This is a genomic window from Niastella vici (genome assembly GCF_002077945.1).
Taxonomy (GTDB): domain Bacteria; phylum Bacteroidota; class Bacteroidia; order Chitinophagales; family Chitinophagaceae; genus Niastella; species Niastella vici.
In genome coordinates this window covers 174118-194862 of sequence record NZ_LVYD01000049.1, presented here as the reverse complement: position 1 = coordinate 194862, position 20745 = coordinate 174118, and the positions used below count along the sequence as shown (strand labels likewise).

Genomic DNA, 20745 nt, shown 5'->3' with positions numbered 1-20745 from the left:
TAAACTTTTTGCACATAGAATACGTTGTATTTACAATGAGCCGTAATGCTTTAGACAGGACGGCGATCTGATCGTTTTGTATTAAATTTGCACCATGACAGCCAATTACAGAGAACAAATACCAGCCGGTTTTGCACCTGATTCCAGAGTTTGGGTATACCAGAGCAGCCGGTTATTGATGCTGAGCGAGGCATTGCATGTAGAAGATCTGCTCAATAACTTCATTGCCAACTGGAATTCGCATGGCGCCCCGGTAAAAGGGTATGGTAACCTGTTCTTTGGTCAGTTTATTGTATTGATGGCCGATGAACGCGCCACCGGCGTAAGCGGTTGCAGTACCGACAGCTCGGTGCGGCTGATAAAACAAATTGAAGAACTCTTCAAAGTAAATATGTTCGACCGGCAAATGCTGGCCTTTATGGTAAAAGATAAAGTGCAAATGCTGCCCCTGCCGCAATTACAATACGCCATTGACAATAACTTCCTGTCGGCAGATACTTTGTACTTTAACAACCTCGTGCAAACGAAAGAAGAGCTGGAAAACAACTGGTTGATCCCCATAAAAGAAAGCTGGCTGGCTAAACGGGTAACGTTGGGGGTGTAATGCAACATTCAATCAATGGCAATGAACTGTTATTAAAGGTGATCGCAGGCGATGAAACCGCCTTTGAGCAGTTGTTCAACCTGTACAAGAACAAATTGTACTCCTTCATTTATAATCTCAGCGGCAATGCTACGGTAGCTGAAGACGTTTTGCAGGAAACCTTTCTAAAGATCTGGCGCGACCGTAACCAGTTGACAGGCATCGAAAATTTTAACGCCTACCTGTACCGGATGGCACAAAACCAGGCCATCAATGTATTACGCCGGCAAAGCCGGGAAGCGCTGCTGCTTAATGAAGTGCGGCGGCTGGCGCCCGAAGGCGTGCAAGGCGATGAATGGCTGGCAGCCAAAGAAGTACAAACAGCTTTGCAACAAGCCATTGACCAGTTGCCACCCCAGCAACGCAAGGTATACCAGCTTGGTCAGGAACAAGGGCTCACCTACGAGCAAATTGCCCAAACATTGAATATTAGCCCTTCCACTGTTCGCAACCATATGGTGCAGGCCCTGAAAGCCATCAGAGAATATATTGCCCGCTACTACCCCGCCCTTCTTATTTATGCCGCTCCCTGGCTTACCGGGCTGTTTTAATTTTTTTTCCACCCACTAGACTTTTCTTTCCCGCGGTTTGTCACACCTGTATACCAATCAATTTCATAACCTAAACGTAACCTTTCCCAAACATTGTAAACCATGTCTCAACAAAGACTACAGGAACTGCTTGACAAGCTATTAGCTAACGATTGTTCAGATGAAGAAAAACAGGAATTGTTCCGGTTGGCAGAAACGCTGGAAGATGACCCGCATTTGCAGAACGTGCTTGAGGCCGCCTGGATGCGCTATAACAATCCCAGCCATACCGTGCCAGAAGCCCGATCGGCAGCCATCCTGCAATCCATATTACAGGAGAGCAAGGTAATTCCAATACAAACAAATAAACGACGTTGGCGGTATGTGGCAGCCGCGGCCGTGGTGTTATTAGTGGCAGGTTGGAGCATTTACCGGTTTGTACAAACCAAACCCAGCGGGCCCATTACCCCTGAAGCAGTAGCCATGAAGAACGACGTAAAGGCGCCGGATAAAAACAGGGCCACCCTTACCCTGGGCAACGGTCAACAGATCCTGCTCGATCAGGCTTCAAACGGCACACTGGCCAGCGAAGGCGGTACCCAGGTGGTGTTGCGTGCCGATGGACAACTGGTATATGAAAGCACGCAGGCTGCATCCAATGGCGACACCAGGAATAATATCCTGAATAATCCCAGGGGCAGTAAAGTGATCTCGCTTACCCTGCCCGATGGCTCAAGGGTTTGGTTGAATGCCGGTTCATCCCTCACTTATCCGGTGCAGTTTACAACCAACGAAAGAAAAGTGGCCCTTACCGGCGAAGGTTATTTTGAAGTGAAACCAACGCCAGTGAAAAAACTTCCCTTCGTGGTACAAGTAAGCGGCGCCAATGGAAACCGGGGTGAGGTAACAGTACTGGGAACCCACTTCAACATTAAAGGGTATGAAGACGAAACGGTAATAAGAACAACGTTGTTGGAAGGTGCAGTGAAAGTTGGTCAATGGTCAATGGTCAATGGCCAATTAAAAACCGGTAATGAAGTAATGCTGAAGCCTGGAGAGCAGGCTGTATTAGCGGGGACCCATTCACCATTGACCATTCACCATTCACCAGATCTTGAACAGGTAATGGCCTGGAAAGAAGGGTTGTTCAATTATAAACACAGTGATATTACCGAAGTGCTGCGGGATGCAGCCAGGTGGTACAATATTGAAGTGGTATATGAAGGCAAACGGCCGGCCGATACCTTCACCGGTGGCATTGACCGTACAGCCACATTGACCGAACTGCTTACCATTCTGCAAATGACGGGCGTGCGTTTCAGACTGGAAGGCAAAAAACTGATAGTAATGAATGGAAAATAAGTAAGGAGATAAATGACCTGAAAAAAATCCGCCCCGAATTGGCGTTCGGAGCGGTGAGTAGCCGGGTCATTTTTTATAAAAAGTCGGGCAGACTTATTTTATTATTAACCGTCTGAACGGATTCATCCGGAATGACCCAAACCAACCAAAACTATGCAGTTACAGGCGAACGGCAAAATATTGCCGTACCCATCACCAAAATCGCTGTTGATGATGAAGATCACCGTTGTATTGATCCTGGCGGTCTGTTTACAGGTACAGGCCCACACCTATGCACAATCCATTACATTAAAGGTTTCAAACAGTCCTTTGGAGTATGTGCTCACCCAGTTAAAAAAGCAAAGCGGCTATCAGTTCTTTTACAAAGACGCCGCCCTGCGCAACACCAAACCGGTAACACTGGAAGTTAACAACCGGCCTTTTGAAGAAGTGTTGAACCTGGCATTGAAAGACCAGCCGCTGAACTGGTCAATTGTAAAAAAGACAGTGGTGATCCTCGAGAAAGAACCGGTTACCGTAACGGCCGATACCACACCGCATAAGCAGGAAGCAAGCGGCACTCCGCAACCATTATCGGGCACGCTGTTAGATAATGCCGGCAAACCTGTTGCCGGCGCAGCTGTGGCCCTTGCCCCGGTTATGCGGTACACTGCCACCGACAACAATGGCATATTTTCCTTTAATGATGTACCGCCCGGCAACTATACCCTTGTTATCACTCACATTACTTACACCCGTTTAAACCAACGGGTAAAAATAACCAACGGTGCGGTAAACCTGCAGCTCACTATGGCGCCTTACACCGACGAGCAAAAAGAAGTGGAAGTATTGAGCACTGGTTATCAAACAAAGAGCAAAGCTACCACTACCGGCGCCGCTTCGGTAGTTGGCGCAAAAGAATTGGCCTCCAACCCTTCATCCAACCTCATGGAACGCCTCGAAGGTATACGTCCCGGCGTGCTATTCGATAACCGCAATAACCGTATTCAGATAAGAGGCGTAAATGGGATGAATCCTACATTGGCAAGCGTAATGCCGTTGATCGTAATTGATGGGTTTCCTGCCATGGACCAAAACCTTACCAAAATACCATTGAACGAGCCCGATCGCAATCCTAATAACGGCTCGCAGCCGCTGGCAACAGGCAACACCTACCTCAGTAATTATAACCCGAACGATATTGAAAGCATAACCTTTTTAAAAGATGCTGCCGCAGCAGCCATCTGGGGTTCAAGAGCAGCCAATGGCGTTATCGTTATTGAAACCAAAAAAGGAAAAAAAGGCGCCACCGCTGTGAATGTGGGCGCAACGTACAGCATTTCCAATCCGGCTAACTTCAACAATATCGACGCCATGTCGAATAGTGAATATATTGACCTGGAAAAAGAACTGTTTAACGGTAACTTTACACCCGACCCCACTACCGGCTGGCGTTACCAGGAGATCAGCGAAGCCATGAACTGGATGTTTCGCGCCAAAAGAGGTGAGATATCTGCAACCCAGCGCGATTCGGCCCTTGCTGTGCTTGGCAATCGCAGCAACCGCGGTCAGTTGAAAGACCTGCTGCTGCAACGGGCTGTTACCCAACAGTACAACCTGTCGATGTCGGGCGGTGGCGAAAACAGCACGTATTATATATCTGGCAACTATACCCGCAATGCACCGGTGTTCAAAAGCAATTATGGCGAAAGCTATTTCATTACCTCCAACACTACCCACGATTTTTTGCAAAAAAGGCTTACCCTTGGCACTAACCTCAACTACACCTATTCAAAAAGCCAGGTGAACACCGCTGCCGTAAATGCATTGAGTTACGGCGGCACCGGCCTGCGCCCTTATGATATGCTGAAAGATGAGAACGGTGATCTTATATACCGGGGGGTAAGCTATACCAAAAAAGTATCAGACAGTTTTCAACGCATGGGTTACCTGCCCTGGACCTATAACCCCGTTGACGAGCTGAAATACAACAATAATATTTCAACCAGGAACGCTATCCGGGCAAGACTGTCTTTAAGAGGAAAAATAACTGATTGGTTAACGGCAGAGGTTTCGGGCCAGTTACAACGCAGCAATGAAGTACTGGATTACCTGCAGAACAAGAACAGTTATGCCATGCGCGATCTGTTGAACTCGGCCACCACCATAAACACCAGCACCAACAAACTTGTTTATGGTATTCCGTTAGGCGGCATTTACAAAACGGTTAATATCATTGGCGAAGACTATGCGCTGCGTGGCCAGCTGAATGTCGACAAATATTTTAAAGTTCATCACCTGAGCATGATTGCCGGTACCGAGATCCGTCAAAGCAAAGTAACCGGTAATTCAATGACCCAATATGGTTATGATGAAGATGTATCGAGTTCGGTAGTGGTAAACCCAACCGTACCTTACAATGTATTGGGTGGAGGCACCGCTAGTTTGGGCTCCAAAGATAATTTAATTTACAGGAACAGGAACAGGTACCTGTCGTACTATACAACAGGCGATTACTCCTGGAAGAACAAATATTTTTTATCGGGCAGCTTACGCTTCGATGATGCCAACCTGATAGGGGTCGACAGAAAACGCCGCGCACAGCCGTTATGGTCAGTGGGCGCCCGCTGGGATGTAACCGCCGAACCGTTCATGCAACAGGTGAACATGATCAACCGGTTGGGATTGCGGCTTACCTATGGCGTAGGCGGCAACACGCCCGGGCAAACCAGTCAAACGTATACGACCATCAATGTAGGCTCTACCGATCTGTATACGCAACTGCCTTATGGAACTATCAGTGTTCCCGGAAATCATATGCTTGGCTGGGAAACCACCAAATCAATAAACCTGGGTATAGATGCTGCCCTGCTGAACGACCGCATCAGCTTTACTTTTGACGTATACACCAAAAATACAAAGGACCTGCTGTACAGCCTGCCCTATAACAGCACCTATGGCTGGAACTATTTAACCTTTAACGCAGCTACGTTAAAAGGCCATGGCCTTGAATTCGGCATCACCGGCATACCGGTTAAAACAAAGGATTGGCGCTGGACCTCAACCTTTAATTTTTCTTATAATACCAATAAGATAACTGATAACCGTTTTCCAAGGAACATCTCGCTGGAATTGAAGGGCGCCTATAGTGGATACCCCATCGACGGCATCTGGGCTTACCAATGGGCGGGGTTAGACAGCGTTGGCCAGTCGCAGATATTTGATTCAACCGGCAAGGTGCTCAATTCAACAACGACAACAACCAACACTAAATTCCTGGCCTATCAGGGACGCACCACCGCTCCTTATTTTGGCGCTTTCATCAATAACCTGCAATACAGGAACTTCAACCTGCTGGTACGGGTAACCTATTACATGGGACATGTATTCAGAAAGCAGGATATTACCGCTGGCCACTATCCTGTTAGCGGCTATTTCACAGGTATGCTCAACACCAGTAAAGCGCTGGCAAACAGGTGGCGCCAGGCAGGCGACGAAGCCATTACCAATGTGCCGGGTATACGCAAGATCAACTCCACCAGTATCGACTGGTATTCCAATTCAGACCTGAACATCCGTAATGCCAGCCACGTACGATTGCAGCAGATAACCCTGGGTTATACCTTCCCGCAATCGCTTCTGGGCAAAACCAACCTATTCAAATCGATCACGGCCAATGCTACAGTGAGTAACCTCGGAATTATCTGGCGGGCAAACCATGATGGTATAGATCCTGATTATGTGCTGACCAATCAATATACCAATCTGCCGCCAAGCGCTAATTATACGTTCAATCTTAATTTTTCATTTTAATAACCGGCAATAATGAAACAACTACTATATATACTTTCGGCAATGACTGTTATAAGCACAACAGCCTGCCGCAAATACGTTGAAATACCAGCCGAAAATGTTCGGGAGCTGAAATATACCCGCGACTACCAGGCTTTGCTGAACAATAGTTTTGCACAACTGGAGAAAAGCTATTTCTACCCATTATTTGCCAGCGACGAAGTATGGACGGCAGACGGAGCTGTTTGGCAAAATAACCTGAACATAATCGCTGCCAACAGTTATTGCTGGCTGCCAAAGTTCTTTAATGAACAACAGGAAGACCAGGACTGGGCCGACCTGTACAAAAGCATGTATATAGTGAACACGGTAGCCACCGAAGTAATGGGAAGCATAGATGGTACCGACGCCGGTAAAAGAAAAGCTTATGCAGAAGCGCTGGTTCACCGGGCTTTTTTGTATTACACGCTCGTAAACATTTATGCAAAACAATACGATGCCGCCACGGCCGCAACCGATCCCGGCGTGCCGGTATTGCTAAGCACCGACCTTTTTGCCAGCCTGAGCAGGGCTTCGGTAGCAAAAGTGTATGATCAAATAATGAATGACCTGCAGGAGGCATTACCCGAATTGCCCAATTTACCTGAGGTGAATACCACGCCTTCAAAAGCGGCGGTATTTTCCATGATGGCCAGGGTATACCTGAACAAACGGGAATTTGCCGATGCAGGCCGGTTTGCGGATAGTGCATTGAAATTAAAGAACAGCCTGATTGATCTGAACGCGTATGTTTCGGCCACCTACCCTACTAAAAACAATGATCCTGAGATCATTTATTCCAAGGCTATCCAGTCGTTTGTGGCCAGCCTGCCATTGCGCGATGAAACACTCAACCTGTTCGATTCAACCGTTGACCTGCGCTTTAGTTTATTCACCAGGTTCGGCACGCAGGTAGGCGCCGCTAATTTTGTGAACCGCGGTTATTTTAAACACCGGCTGGTGAACCAGGGTATTTATACAGGGCCCGGTGTTCCCGAAATGATGCTGATAAAAGCTGAAAGCGAAGCCCGCGCCGGTAATACAGCAAACGCCATTACCATATTGAATACGCTGCGCAAAAAAAGATATACGCCTGCCGGTTATTATGATCTGGCAGCAGCCACGCCACAGGAAGCATTGGTACACGTGATCAACGAACGAAGAAGAGAGCTGATGGGCACCGGCATGCGCTGGTTCGATCAACGCCGCCTGCAAAAAGATCCCGGTTACAATTTTGTAAAAACGGTAAGCCGCCCATTCAAAGGCACTATCTATACCCTGGAACCAGGCAGCCCGCGTTATGTATTTGCCATTGCCGATAAGTACATCAAATTAAATCCCGAAATAGAACAGAACCCCCGCTAAGGAAAAGGAAAGTATAGCCATTCCCCCACCTTCCCCCGTTTGGGGGGAGGCCGGGGAAATATTAACCTGATTATTTTAACCAATACCATTATGTTTATCAGCAATCGTAAAATGAGCATCATGGCCATGTGTTGTTTGTTAATGGCCGTGCATGTTCAGGGACAGCATCATCGCAACCGTGCCGCTACAGATACAACAAAAAGCAAACCGGCCGACACTACCAGCAAACCGCCAGTGGTACCACCGCCGGCCAGTGCTATAAAACCTTATAAGGACGTGATCACGCCCGGCACAAAAACCTGCAAAGGCTTTATAACCGTTCATCAGAAAGATGACAAATATTATTTTGAAGTACCCAACAACATGTTGGGCCGCGATATTTTGATCGTAAGCCGCGTATCGAAAGCAAGCGCTGAAATGCGTAATGGCAACAATGGTTATGCCGGTGACCAAATTGGCGAAACAGTATTCCGTTTTGAAAAAGGCCCCGGCAGAAAACTGTTCCTGCGCCGCCTGTTCTATATGGAATATGAAAAAGACAGTACGCAACCCATGTACGCGGGCGTGCAAAAGAACAATGTGCTGGCGATTGCCGCAGCATGGCCGGTTGCCGCTTACAAACCCGATTCATCGGCAGCCGTAGTAGACGTAACAGAGTTTTTGAACAGCGACAATGAAGTACTGTACTTCCAGAAAAAAATATTCAAAGAGCGGGCCGGTATGGGCGCCCAGCAAAACGACCGCAGTTATATTGACTATGTACATGCCTTTTCCACCAACCTCGAAGTACGCGCCATAAAAACGTATACTGCCGGCATGAACCCAACGGCCGGCAATTATACAGTAGAGCTGAATGCCTCACTGGTATTACTGCCCGAAAAAGCGATGCAACCCCGGCTGGCCGATAAACGGGTTGGCTATTTCGCCGTAGGGCACCGCGATTTTGAAACCGATCCACAGGGGGTGGCAGATAAAATTTATGTGAAACGCTGGCGTCTTGAACCCAAACCCGAAGATGTTGAGCAATACAAACGCGGCGAACTGGTAGAACCGGCAAAACCCATTGTGTTTTACATTGACCCGGTTACACCGAAAAAATGGGTGCCTTACCTGATACAGGGGGTGAACGACTGGCAGAAAGCATTTGAAAAAGCGGGTTTTAAAAACGCCATTTACGCCCGCGAAGCACCTACCCGCGAAGAAGACAGCACCTGGAGCATCGACGATGCCACCCATAGCGCCATCATTTACCGCCCTTCGGTAATAGCCAATGCCATGGGCCCCAGTGTGAGCGACCCGCGCAGCGGCGAGATCATCGAAAGCCATATCTTCTGGTACCATAACGTAATGGCGCTGCTGAACCAATGGTATATGGCCCAATGCGGCGCTGTTGATGCACGCGCACTGAATTTGCCTTTGAACGATACCCTGATGGGCAACCTCATCCGTTTTGTTTCGAGCCACGAGGTTGGACACACGCTTGGCCTGATGCACAACTTTGGCTCCAGCTCCACTGTACCGGTAGAGAAACTGCGCGATAAAGCCTGGGTAGAAGCGCATGGGCATACACCTTCCATTATGGACTATGCCCGCTTCAATTACGTGGCGCAGCCCGAAGACCATGTTGGTGAAAAAGGCCTGTTCCCACGCATCAATGATTACGATAACTGGGCTATTCAATGGGGATATACCTGGCGGCCCGAATTTGCCAATGAATTTGATGAGCAAAAAGCGCTGGTAACTATTGTAACAGACAGCCTGGCAAAAAATAACCGCCTTTGGTTTGGCAGCGAAACAAACTTTACTGACTACCGCTGCCAGAACGAAGACCTCGGCGATGATGCCGTAAAAGCCGGCGAGTATGGCATCAGGAACCTGAAAAGGATCATGCCAGATATCATGAAATGGTCGGTTAAGCCATATGAAGATTTCGACAAGCCTTTTGATGTATTCAAAACCCTGTACAGCCAGTATGCAATGTACCTGGGCCATGCGGTAAACATTATCGGCAGTGTTGAAAAAACCGAAAAAACAGGCGCTGAAACAGGTCCCGTTTACAGCGGCGCTCCTTATACCAAACAAAAAGAAGCCATGCAGTTTATTATCCGTAACCTGTTTGTAACACCAGCCTGGTTAAACAATACAGCGATAACCGATAAGTATTCTGTGAACTTCATTACAGAAGTTGGTGAACTGCAGTCAAACGTGATCTCCAACATCATTGTACGCAACAGACTGTGCCGTATGTTATGGATGGAACAGGGATATTATGATAAGAACTATAAAGCCTACACGATAGCCGAAATGTTGCAGGACATGAACAAAGGGATCTTTACCGAACTGTATGCCGGTAAAAGTGTAGACGCTTACCGCCGGGGCCTGCAAAAAACCTACGTAAGCAGGTTGTTGATACAGGTGTTCAACCAGCTGAATGAAAGCGATCTCTCCACATTGATGGCGCCTTTTGGCTATAACTACGACAGGAGCGACATTCCTGCTCTGCTGCGCGATAACCTGAAACAATTATTGACACTGATAAAACAGGCGCAAACCGCAGCCGGAGTAGATAAAGCTACCCGCCTGCACCTGCAGGACCTGGAAAACAGGATCACCATAAAATTCAATGCAGAAAAGAAAGCATAGTAAAGTATTATTCCTATGAAAACCAAAAGCTGTCCCCCATAAAACCGGGATGGCTTTTTTATTTTTATCACGGGCTCTAAAACTGCATCATAAACGCAGTACCCTGCCCTTCTATCGACTGTACCTGAATGTTACCCTTGTGCAGCATCATGATCTGTTTGCAGAGGCTTAGCCCAATACCACTGCCGCTTTTCTTGGTGCTGAAGAATGGAATGAATATTTTATCAAGCACCTCATCGGGCATGCCAATGCCATTATCGGCCACTTTGATAACCGTTCTATGATTATTGGCATAATACGCCGATAATATAATTCGTGGTGCTGACCGCTCTTTAACGGCCTCCATGGCATTTACCACCAGGTTAATGAGCACCTGCTCCAACAGGTTGGTATCGGCATCCAGTTGCAGATCGGGATCTTTCAAAACAATTTCCAGCTCAATGTTCTTTTGATCCAATGTAGGCTGCATCAGGTGATGCAGGTTCTCGAACAGATCACGCACATACACATGCTGCAGGTTAAGTGTGGTGATCTTGTTCAGGTTGCGATAGGTTTCGGCAAACTTCAACAGCCCTTCACTTCTTCTTTTGATGGTATCAATACCTAATTCCAGGTCGTCCATGGAACCTGACTCCACATCGGGCCGCACCGCAAACTGCTGCAACCGGTATTTCAGGGTTTCGGCCAGTGACGATATAGGCGCAATGGAATTCATGATCTCATGCGTCATTACACTCAACAGCTTTTGCCAGGCTTTTGATTCTGTTTCATCCAACGCCTCGCTCACATTCTGAAATGCGATGAGCTTGAATTTATTGCCATCTGTTTGAAAAGCCGTGGCAGACATCAGCAACTTGAACGATGTTTTTTCGGAATGCGCCGTGGCGATCTTTGTTTCGCCCGGTTTTAACAACGTGATCTGGCGGTACAGTTCATTATCCCGGCGGGCCAGTGAATGAATGGTTTTCAGATACGGTAATTGCAGCATCCGCTTCAGCGATTCATTCATCCATACCACTTCTCCATTATGCTCGCGGAACGATAAAATGCCGGTATCTACCAGCTCCAATATCTTTTGCAGGTACTGGAACTGTGTTTCTTTTTCCTTACTGATGACCTTAAACGTAGAATTGATCTCGTTGAACCCTTTACGCAAAGGCTGCAATTCAACCGGGGCATGTTTTACATCGAAATAACGGGAGAAATCGCGGTAATGCACCGATTCAACAAACTGGTCGAGCTCGGAATGCGCCTTTCGTTGAAAGCGGTACATCTCATAAACTGCGTACATGATCAGCGGCACCATCACCACCAGGTAAATATAATAGCCTTTCACCAGCAGAAATGCGGAAACGGCCAGGGTTATAAACAGGAATAACACCTGGAAAATGATGCGCCATTCAAATCGTTTATAGAACATAATTAATACCCCCGCCCCTTAAAGGGAGAAGAAAATTATTTTGAGAATTTTTGGGTGCTTGTTATTGGGTGCCTGGTATTCACTTTTTGCTAATTGTCTGTTGCCTATTGGTTCACGCTCAGATATCGTATTTGCTCAGTCTCCGGTACAGCGCCGTACGCGTAAGTCCCAATTCCTTCGCAGCCCTGGTAATATTGCCGTTGTGCTTTTCAATTACATGCAAGATGGTATTTTTTTCAACAGCGCTCAGGTTCAGCTCATCGGGTTCCTTTTCACGTGTGGTGTTTGATTCAATGGGTGAAAATATAAGGTCAGTGGCCTGCAGATCGTTCCCGTCTGACATGATCACCGCACGCTCGATGGTATATTGCAGCTCCCTGATGTTACCGGGGAAATGATAATTCAGCAGCTTTTCGATTGCCTTATCATCAAACTGCATCACGGGTTTCAGGTATTTATTGCTGTACAGCTGGCTGAAATATTTTGCCAGCAGTATAATATCATTGCCCCGTTTACGTAAGGGCGGAACCATGATCTCTACCGTATTGATGCGATAGATAAGGTCTTTGCGGAAACGGTTTTCATTGGCCAGTTCGGTCAACGGTACATTGGTAGCGCAAATAAGGCGAATGTCAACCGGTACGGGGTCATTGGTCCCCAACCTGATCACCTGCCGGTTTTGCAGTACACTTAATAATTTGGCCTGCTGGTGCAGGGAAATATTGCCGATCTCATCCAGGAAAAGGGTTCCGCCATTGGCGGCTTCAAACCGCCCTACCCTGTCTTCCCGCGCATCGGTGAACGCGCCTTTCTTATGGCCGAACAGCTCGCTTTCAAAAAGCGTTTCTGTAAGCGCGCCTACATCCACTTTCACATAGGCTTTCCGGGCCCGCAATGATTGCTGGTGTATGGCTTTTGCGATCAGGTCTTTACCGGTACCGTTCTCACCCAGTATTAAAATATTGGCATCGGTAGGGGCTATTTTTTCGATCTTATAAAAGATATCGGCCATGATCTCCGATTCACCCAGCAATTCGGTGCCTATGATAGAATCGATGCTGCGCGTGGTCAAAGATGCCATTTTGCCTTCCTTTTTCTTCAGCGCATCTTTAATGGTAATGATCAGCTTTTCATTGTGCCAGGGTTTTACTACAAAATCAGCAGCCCCCTCTTTCAGCGAACGAACGGCGAGGTCGATATCACCGTATGCGGTGATCATGATCACGGCCGCTTCCGATTTAAATTCTTTCACTTTCTTCAACCAGAACAATCCCTCATTACCGGTATTGATGGAACTATTGAAATTCATATCGAGCAGTATTACATCAAACTGCTGTTTCGACAATAGCCAGCGCAGATTCTCGGGGTTCTTTTCCGTCACTACTTCTTTTGCTTCAGTTTTCAGCAACAGCCGTACAGCGGTGAGTACATCCACGTCATCATCGATCACGAGTATGGTAGCATTCTTCAGTAACATAACTTTAGTATAAATAATGTCAGGGTTTGATGCAACATTCGCAACTACAATTATACCATAATTACAAAGCCGTGGCAAACAATTTTTTACGAAAGAATGCGGCTTTTCGGGCATTGTATCAAAACCGTACACCCGGTGTACTGGTTGCGAACAGCATTATAGTAATTTACGGTCTAAATAACTGGTAATCACCCTTCTTATATTCTGGCATATTGTTATTGGCAAGGGTATGCAGGATTACATTAAAAAATTTATACAGTGGATAGAGTTATTGAAAAAAAGACATGGACCTTTAAACGGATTCTTACCATCGCCGGCATTACAGCGATCGCCCTGCTGATTGGCGCCAGTTACTATTTCACTGCCGGAAAAAGCCGCCTGAACGTAGATACCGAACGTATCACCATTAGTGAAGTTAAAAAAGGGCCTTTCCAGGTTACCATACCCATTAACGGCATCGTATTACCACAAACCTCTATTTATCTCGATGCGCAGGAAGGCGGCCGGGTAGAACAGAAGTTCGTTGAAGACGGCACCGTAATGCAGGAAGGCCAGCCCATCCTACGCCTCAGCAACCCCGACCTGGAATTAAGCCTGGCCAACCAGGAAACCAGTGTGTTCAACGTATTGACGCAAATGCAGATCGCCCGCAACAATGCCCAGCAAAATACCGTATCCCGGTTGAACCAGATGGCTGAGGTAGATAATGCCCTGAAAGAAGCAGAACGTTTATACAACCTGAATAAAAAACTGATTGCGCAAAAAGTGATCGGTTCGCAGGAATACCTGCAGGCCGAGAATGCCTACCAGTACCAGGTGCGCCGGAAGAAACTGACCGAGGATATTATGCGGCAGGATTCGGCCACCAACAAAATTCAACTGCAGCAACAGGAGCAATCGTACCTGAATATGAAAAAGGCGCTCGACCTCATGAAAAAGAAAGTTGGCGACCTGGTAGTGAAAGCGCCCATTGGCGGACAGCTCACTTCGTTTGATGCCGAAATTGGGCAGAACATCAGCGCCGGCACCCGGCTGGGCCAGATAGACGCGGCCACAGGTTTCAAGATCAGGGCCGATATTGATGAACATTATATCTCAAACGTGTTCACCGGGTTAACCGCAAAGTTTACATTCGCGAACAAAGAATATAAGCTGAAGATAAAGAAAGTGTATACCCAGGTAGTCAGCAACCGTTTTCAGGTTGATATGGAATTTGTTGGCGAAGTGCCACAGGGTATCCGCCGCGGACAAACGCTGCAGATATTGCTGGCCCTCAGCGATGAAACGGAAGCCATACTGGTGCCCAAAGGCGGTTTTTATCAAACAACCGGCGGCAACTGGATCTTTAAAGTAAGTGAAGACGGAAAAACAGCGTACCGGGTGGACATACAGCTGAACCGCCAGAACCCCGATTACTATGAAGTGATGGAAGGATTGAAACCGGGCGACAAGGTGGTTACTTCCTCCTACGAGAACTATGGCAACATGGAGATACTGGTATTGAAGAAAGAATAGCAATTTGTTACAGGTTACAAGTTGCAAGTTGCAGGGGGTTATAACCTGTAACCTGAAACCTGTAACACAAACATTATAAAATGAAGCCAAAATTTATCTGTATACTCGTCATTCTGATCTGCGCCAGCCTGGCGGCTTCGCCCAACAGGTGCTGCAACGGAACAGGTTGTACAGGCAAACAGGCCACTACCGTAACAACACCGGCTAAAGTGGTCACCATGATGATCGATGATGTGCAGCTGTTGCCCATTCATCTTTTCAATAATTTTTAAATAACTCTATAATTCAAACCATACAGCACATGATAAAGATCCGGGATCTCGAAAAAATCTATCGCACAGAAGAGGTTGAAACAGTAGCATTGAACAAAATCTCCATAGATGTTAAAGAAGGCGAATTTGTAGCCATTATGGGCCCTTCGGGATGTGGCAAATCTACTTTATTGAATATCCTGGGACTGCTCGATGACCCGGATAACGGCAGCTTCCTGTTCAACAATATTGAAGTAGCGCATTTTAACGAACGCAAACGGGCCGATCTGCGCAAGCACAATATCGGTTTCGTTTTCCAGAGCTTTAACCTGATCGATGAGCTCACCGTGTTTGAAAATGTAGAATTACCGCTGATATATACCGGGGTAAAAGCGGGCGACCGTAAAAAGCGTGTGGAGGAAGTGCTTGATAAAATGCAGATCATGCACCGCCGCAACCACTACCCCCAACAACTGAGCGGTGGCCAGCAACAACGCGTGGCGGTGGCGAGGGCTGTGGTAAATAATCCCAAACTCATACTGGCCGATGAGCCTACGGGTAACCTCGACAGCAGCAATGGTAACGAAGTGATGACCCTGCTCACCGATCTCAACGAACAGGGCACCACCATAATAATGGTTACGCACAGCGAACACGATGCACGTTACAGCCATCGCATCATTCGTATGCTCGACGGACAAACCGTACTGGAGAACATAATGGTATAACATGTTTAGGAATCATCTAAAGATCGCCTGGCGCAGTTTGCTTCGTAATAAAAGCTTTTCTGCCATCAACATCCTGGGCCTGTCTATTGGCATGGCGGTTTGTTTCATCATCCTGTTGTTTGTGCAGGACGAGTTGAGCTACGACCGCTATAATACCAATGCAAACAACATATACCGGATCGTTTTCAGGGCCAGTATCAATGGCGGAAAAATAAATGAAAGCAATGTGATGCCACCGGTGGCCCGTGCTTTACAGAGCGATTATCCCGAGGTAAAAGATGCCACCAGGCTGCGCACCCTGGGGCATCCGCGTGTGCTCATCAATGGGAAATTGTTCACAGACGCTTCCATGGTCTTTGTTGATGCCAACTTCTTTACCATCTTCACCATTCCTTTTATACAGGGCGATCCCAAAACTGCCTTGCAGCACCCCTACTCCATGGTCATTTCCAAAGAAATGGCGCAAAAATATTTTGGCAATGAGAACCCCATGGGTAAACTGATCCCCTTTACAAAAAGCAATAATTCACCCCCATTTACCGTAACCGGCGTATTTGATAAAATACCGGCCAACTCGCATTTTCATTTCGATCTGTTTGGTTCCATGGCCAGTGATCCCGAAGCAGCCAGCAATACCTGGATGGCCTCTAACTATTTTACCTATGCGGTATTGCAGAATGGATACAATTATAAAAAACTGGAAGCCAAAATGCCGGGCATGGTGGAGAAATACATGGGGCCGCAGATACAACAATCGATGGGCCTTAACCTGGCTCAATTCCGTAACAAAGGCAATGAACTGGGGTTTGCATTGCAACCCCTGACCCGTATTCACCTGCATGGAGATTCCAGCTCTGAATTTGAGCCCGGTGGCGATCTACGGTATGTATATATTTTCAGTGCCATTGCGTTGTTCATGTTACTGATCGCCTGCATCAATTTTATAAATCTTTCTACCGCCGGCGCCGCCAAACGCGCCAAAGAAGTAGGCGTAAGAAAAGTAATGGGTTCGCGCAAACAGGACCTGGTAAAACAATTCCTGTTAGAGTCGGTGCTCATCACCGGGCTGGCGCTATGCATTTCGGCTGTACTGGTTCAAATGGCCCTGCCCGTATTCAATGAGCTCAGTGGTAAAGCTCTTTCTTTTAATTTCCAGCTGAAACCAGTGCTCAGCCTCACCGGCCTGGGTATACTGGTAAGCGTACTCGCCGGATTGTACCCTGCATTCTTTTTATCTTCTTTCAATCCTATAACCACGCTGAAAGGTAAGTTCACTACATCCATCAACACCTATAATTTCAGAAGCGGGTTGATCGTCTTCCAGTTCCTGATAGCCATTTGTTTGATCACCGGCACCATTGTGGTATACGAACAAATGAAATTTATTCAAAACACCAGGTTAGGTTATAATAAAGACCAGTTACTGGTACTCAATAACACCTGGTCGCTGGGAAAAAATGAACGGGTGTTCAGGGACCAGCTATTGAACGACCCGCGTATTGAAAATGTGACCATCTCAGGCTACAAACCTGCCGGTCCCAGCTTTAACAATAACGCACTGGCATACCCTGAGGGACAGCAAAACCAGCTTATGAAAACGCTGGAATACAAGATCGACGAGCGGTATATCGCTACCATGGGTATGCAAATGGCGGTGGGCAGAAACTTCTCCCCATCGATGCCAACCGATTCGCAGGCCATGCTCATTAATGAAACCGCAGCCCGGGCTTTTGGCTGGGGCAATGATGCCATTGGTAAAAGAATTATCAGGGAAAATTCAGACCACGGGCTCAACGCAGTTTATACGGTTATTGGCGTGGTAAAGGATTTCCATTTCAAATCGTTGCACGAAGCCATTACACCGCTGTTGATGGTATTGCACCCTGAAACCGGTTTGATCGTAAAAGTAAAAACCAACGACATCAGCGGCCTGCTCAACACTATGAAACAACAATGGGCCGCTTTTAATCCGGAAGAACCTTTTGCCTGGTCGTTCATGGACGAATTATATAATAAAACTTATAAAGCAGAACAAACCACCAGCCGCATACTGAACATCTTTACCTTATTGACCATACTGGTTGCCTGTATGGGTTTGTTTGGCCTGGCCACCTATACGGCCCAACAACGGGCCCGGGAAATAGGCATCCGCAAAGTGCTTGGCGCCAGTGTAACCCAGGTCACCGGTATGTTATCGAAACAATTTATAAAACTGGTGCTCATTGCCTGTATCATCGCATTTCCCTTATCGTACTGGATCATGCACCAATGGCTGCTCGACTTTGCTTACCGGGTACATTTGACCGCCTGGATGTTTATTGTGGCCGCAGGCATCGCTATGTTGATCGCCTTGCTTACGGTGAGTGTACAAGCGATCAGGGCGGCGCTGGCCAACCCGGTCGTAGCTTTAAAAAATGAGTGATTTTTCGGGTAAACCTTATACGGAGATCCCGCGAATAGCGGGATGAAGCCCCTGCACAGCGGGTAAGGAACCCGTTCCTGTAAAAAAACCAGCAATAAATACAAGGAGATGCTTAAACACTATATCAAGATCGCCCTTCGCAACCTCGCGCAACAAAAAGTGTTGACGGTTATAAATATATCCGGACTGTCAATAGGCATTGCCTGCTTTAGTTTGTTCCTGTTGTATGCAGTGAATGAATTCAGCTACGACCGGTTTCATACAAATGCCAACCGCATATACCGCATTGTTGAATGGTGGGAAGGCGAAGGCCGCGAAGCCGGTGGAAGCGGCTCGGTATGTACGCCTGTTGCCCCGGCTATGAAAAAAGATTTTCCCGATGTGGAGTATGCCGTACGCATGAGAGGAACAGGTTGTTTGGCCCGGGTAAATAACAATGTTTTTCATACCTCTATCACCTTTGCCGATAAAGATATCTTTCATGTATTTTCCTTTCCCCTTTTGTATGGCAATAGCCAGACTGTGTTGCAGGATCCCCGGCATATTGTACTTACGAAAGAAAAAGCCCTGCAATTATTTGGCACCACCAATGTAGTTGGAAAAGCGCTCGAGATAAAGACCGATACGGCGTTTGAACCTTTTACGATCAGCGGCGTTGCAGAAAACATACCTGCCAACTCATCGGTACAGTTTAATATCCTGTGCAATTTTGAGCATTTTGCCCAAACGACCATGGTGCAGGAAAGCAGCAATAACTGGCATATGACCATTGGCATGGAAGCGTTCGTGCAATTGAAACCCGGCAGCCGCCTGGCCGGTGAACGCAAACGACTGGCGTTATTCAGGCTAAAATATTTGCCCGATGAACGGCCAAAAGCTAAAAAAGAAAAGGAGGCCGTGCAGGCGAGCTTTCGCTTACAACCGCTGCGTGATATTCATATGAACCCGCAGGTAGAAGGAGGTAATAATCCCCGGAACATCTGGATACTGATCACCATTGCCGCCGCCGTTTTGATAATAGCCTGTATTAATTTCACCACCCTCGCTATTGGCCGCTCGGCAGGGCGGGCCAAAGAGATCGGGTTAAGAAAAGTAATGGGCAGCCAGCGCAAACAATTGATGGGACAATTTTTGGCAGAATCGCTGCTGCTTAGTGTGTTCTCGGCCGTTGCCGGACTGGTACTGGCCTATACGCTGTTGCCGCTGTTCAATCAGCTCGCCGATCGCGAGCTGCACTTTTCACTCACCCGTTTCCCCGAACTCTGCTGGCTGTTGACCGGTTTAACAGTATTGGCAGGCTTGCTGGCCGGCAGTTATCCTGCCCTGGTGCTATCGGCATTTAAACCGGTAGAAGTGCTGAAAAGCAAAATACGTGTGGGCGGCTCCAACCTGTTCACCCGTTCCCTGGTAACCTTACAATTTGTGCTTTCGATAGGATTGATCATTTCAACCATCATCATTTTACAGCAGCTATCGTTCATGCGGTCAAAGAATATCGGTTTTAATAAAGAGAACGTGGTGATGATCAATACCGGAAGCATCGATTCAAAAAAAATATATCCCCTGTATAAACAGGCCATTGAATCAAATACCGGCATTGTAAGCGTAACGGCAGCTGAAATGGGACTGGGTTCAAACGAAGGCCAAATGGGCCGGGGATATCGTAATTACAAGGGCGAAGTGACAGGCGTTATTGAATACCCCGGCGATTATAATTTTTTGAATGCGATGGGCATGCAAATAATAGCCGGACGGAATTTTAATGCCGCCCTTGCCTCAGACAGTACGAACGCCATTATTGTAAATGAAGCATTGGTACGTGATGTACTGGGCACCACCATAACAGATGCATTGGGTAAACAATTGGTTGAAGGAAAAGGAAATGGAAGAAAGCCACAAACGATCATTGGCGTGGCGCACGATTTCAACTTTGAAGACCTTACGCGGGCGGTTAGGCCGCAGCTATTTTACCGCCCGGCCAATTTAAATGCTTCCCGTTTTTTTGTACGGCTCACAGCCGGAGACCCCGCTACCAAACTGGCGCTGCTCAACAATACCTGGAAACAGCTGGTGCCCGATGCGCCATTCGAGTACAGCTTTGTAGATGAAAAGTTCGATGCGTTTTACAGATCGGAAGAACGCTGGAGCGCCATTGCAGGTTGGGCTGGCGGCATTTCCATTTTCCTGGCCTGTTTGGGTTTGTTTGGGCTGGCAGCGTTAACGGCCATTAACCGCACCAAAGAGATCGGCATAAGAAAAGTAATGGGCGCCACAGTAAGCCAGGTGGTGGGGTTGTTGTCAAAAGATTTTATAAAGCTGATAGCGGTAGCCCTGGTGATCGCCTCTCCCCTCGCCTGGTATTGCATGCACAACTGGTTGCAGGCATATGCCTGGCGTATCAATATTACCTGGTGGGTATTTGCCCTCACCGGCTTTTTTGCCATACTTGTTGCCGTTACTACCATCAGTTTTCAGGCAGTAAGGGCGGCGCTGGCCAACCCGGTCGTAGCTTTAAAAAATGAGTGATTTTTTTGGGGAAACCTTATGAGGAGGTTCCGCGAATAGCGGGATAAAGAGTT

General features: G+C 47.3%; 13 protein-coding genes. 11 read left to right on the top strand and 2 right to left on the bottom strand.

Going from position 1 to position 20745, the window contains the following annotated elements; genetic code table 11:
* The first annotated feature begins 94 nt into the window (after window positions 1-94).
* The 6 genes from A3860_RS19480 to A3860_RS19455 all read left to right on the top strand — a co-directional run bounded on the left by A3860_RS19480 (window position 95) and on the right by A3860_RS19455 (window position 10353).
* Window positions 95-604, top strand: a complete 510-nt coding sequence (locus tag A3860_RS19480; protein WP_081148723.1) for a hypothetical protein — start codon at window positions 95-97, stop codon at window positions 602-604.
* Window positions 604-1194, top strand: coding sequence for an RNA polymerase sigma factor (locus A3860_RS19475; protein ID WP_081148721.1), 591 nt, complete (start codon window positions 604-606; stop codon window positions 1192-1194). Before A3860_RS19480 ends, A3860_RS19475 begins: the two co-directional genes overlap by 1 nt.
* 102 nt (window positions 1195-1296) lie before the next feature.
* On the top strand, window positions 1297-2535 hold the full coding sequence (locus A3860_RS19470) for a FecR family protein (RefSeq protein ID WP_081148718.1): 1239 nt from the start codon (window positions 1297-1299) through the stop codon (window positions 2533-2535).
* 153 nt (window positions 2536-2688) lie between these two features.
* Window positions 2689-6327, top strand: a complete 3639-nt coding sequence (locus A3860_RS19465) for a SusC/RagA family TonB-linked outer membrane protein (RefSeq protein ID WP_081148715.1) — start codon at window positions 2689-2691, stop codon at window positions 6325-6327.
* Between the two features lie 12 nt (window positions 6328-6339).
* On the top strand, window positions 6340-7710 hold the full coding sequence (locus A3860_RS19460) for a RagB/SusD family nutrient uptake outer membrane protein (protein WP_081148712.1): 1371 nt from the start codon (window positions 6340-6342) through the stop codon (window positions 7708-7710).
* Between the two features lie 90 nt (window positions 7711-7800).
* Window positions 7801-10353, top strand: a complete 2553-nt coding sequence (locus A3860_RS19455; protein ID WP_081148760.1) for a zinc-dependent metalloprotease — start codon at window positions 7801-7803, stop codon at window positions 10351-10353.
* A gap of 76 nt (window positions 10354-10429) precedes the next feature.
* Here A3860_RS19455 and A3860_RS19450 read toward each other — a convergent pair whose 3' ends face one another.
* Together A3860_RS19450 and A3860_RS19445 are read right to left on the bottom strand one after the other, a co-directional pair.
* Window positions 10430-11773, bottom strand: a complete 1344-nt coding sequence (locus A3860_RS19450; RefSeq protein ID WP_081148710.1) for a sensor histidine kinase — start codon at window positions 11771-11773, stop codon at window positions 10430-10432.
* 118 nt (window positions 11774-11891) lie between these two features.
* Window positions 11892-13250 (bottom strand): sigma-54-dependent transcriptional regulator, encoded by a 1359-nt coding sequence (locus tag A3860_RS19445; protein ID WP_081148758.1) that lies wholly within the window; start codon window positions 13248-13250, stop codon window positions 11892-11894.
* 258 nt (window positions 13251-13508) lie between these two features.
* Here A3860_RS19445 and A3860_RS19440 point away from each other — a divergent pair, with 258 nt between their 5' ends.
* The 5 genes from A3860_RS19440 to A3860_RS19425 all read left to right on the top strand — a co-directional run bounded on the left by A3860_RS19440 (window position 13509) and on the right by A3860_RS19425 (window position 20692).
* The gene (locus tag A3860_RS19440) at window positions 13509-14765 is read left to right on the top strand and encodes an efflux RND transporter periplasmic adaptor subunit (RefSeq protein WP_081148709.1); all 1257 of its coding nucleotides are present in this window, start codon (window positions 13509-13511) and stop codon (window positions 14763-14765) included.
* Window positions 14766-14845: 80 nt separating this feature from the next.
* Window positions 14846-15037, top strand: a complete 192-nt coding sequence (locus A3860_RS40595; RefSeq protein ID WP_143774185.1) for a hypothetical protein — start codon at window positions 14846-14848, stop codon at window positions 15035-15037.
* A gap of 29 nt (window positions 15038-15066) precedes the next feature.
* Window positions 15067-15744, top strand: coding sequence for an ABC transporter ATP-binding protein (locus tag A3860_RS19435; protein ID WP_081148705.1), 678 nt, complete (start codon window positions 15067-15069; stop codon window positions 15742-15744).
* A 1-nt stretch (window position 15745) separates the two neighbouring features.
* On the top strand, window positions 15746-18166 hold the full coding sequence (locus A3860_RS19430) for an ABC transporter permease (RefSeq protein WP_081148702.1): 2421 nt from the start codon (window positions 15746-15748) through the stop codon (window positions 18164-18166).
* A gap of 108 nt (window positions 18167-18274) precedes the next feature.
* Window positions 18275-20692 carry an ABC transporter permease gene (locus A3860_RS19425; protein ID WP_081148700.1) on the top strand — a complete coding sequence of 806 codons (2418 nt, stop codon included), beginning with the start codon at window positions 18275-18277 and terminating at the stop codon, window positions 20690-20692.
* The last annotated feature ends 53 nt before the right edge of the window (window positions 20693-20745 follow it).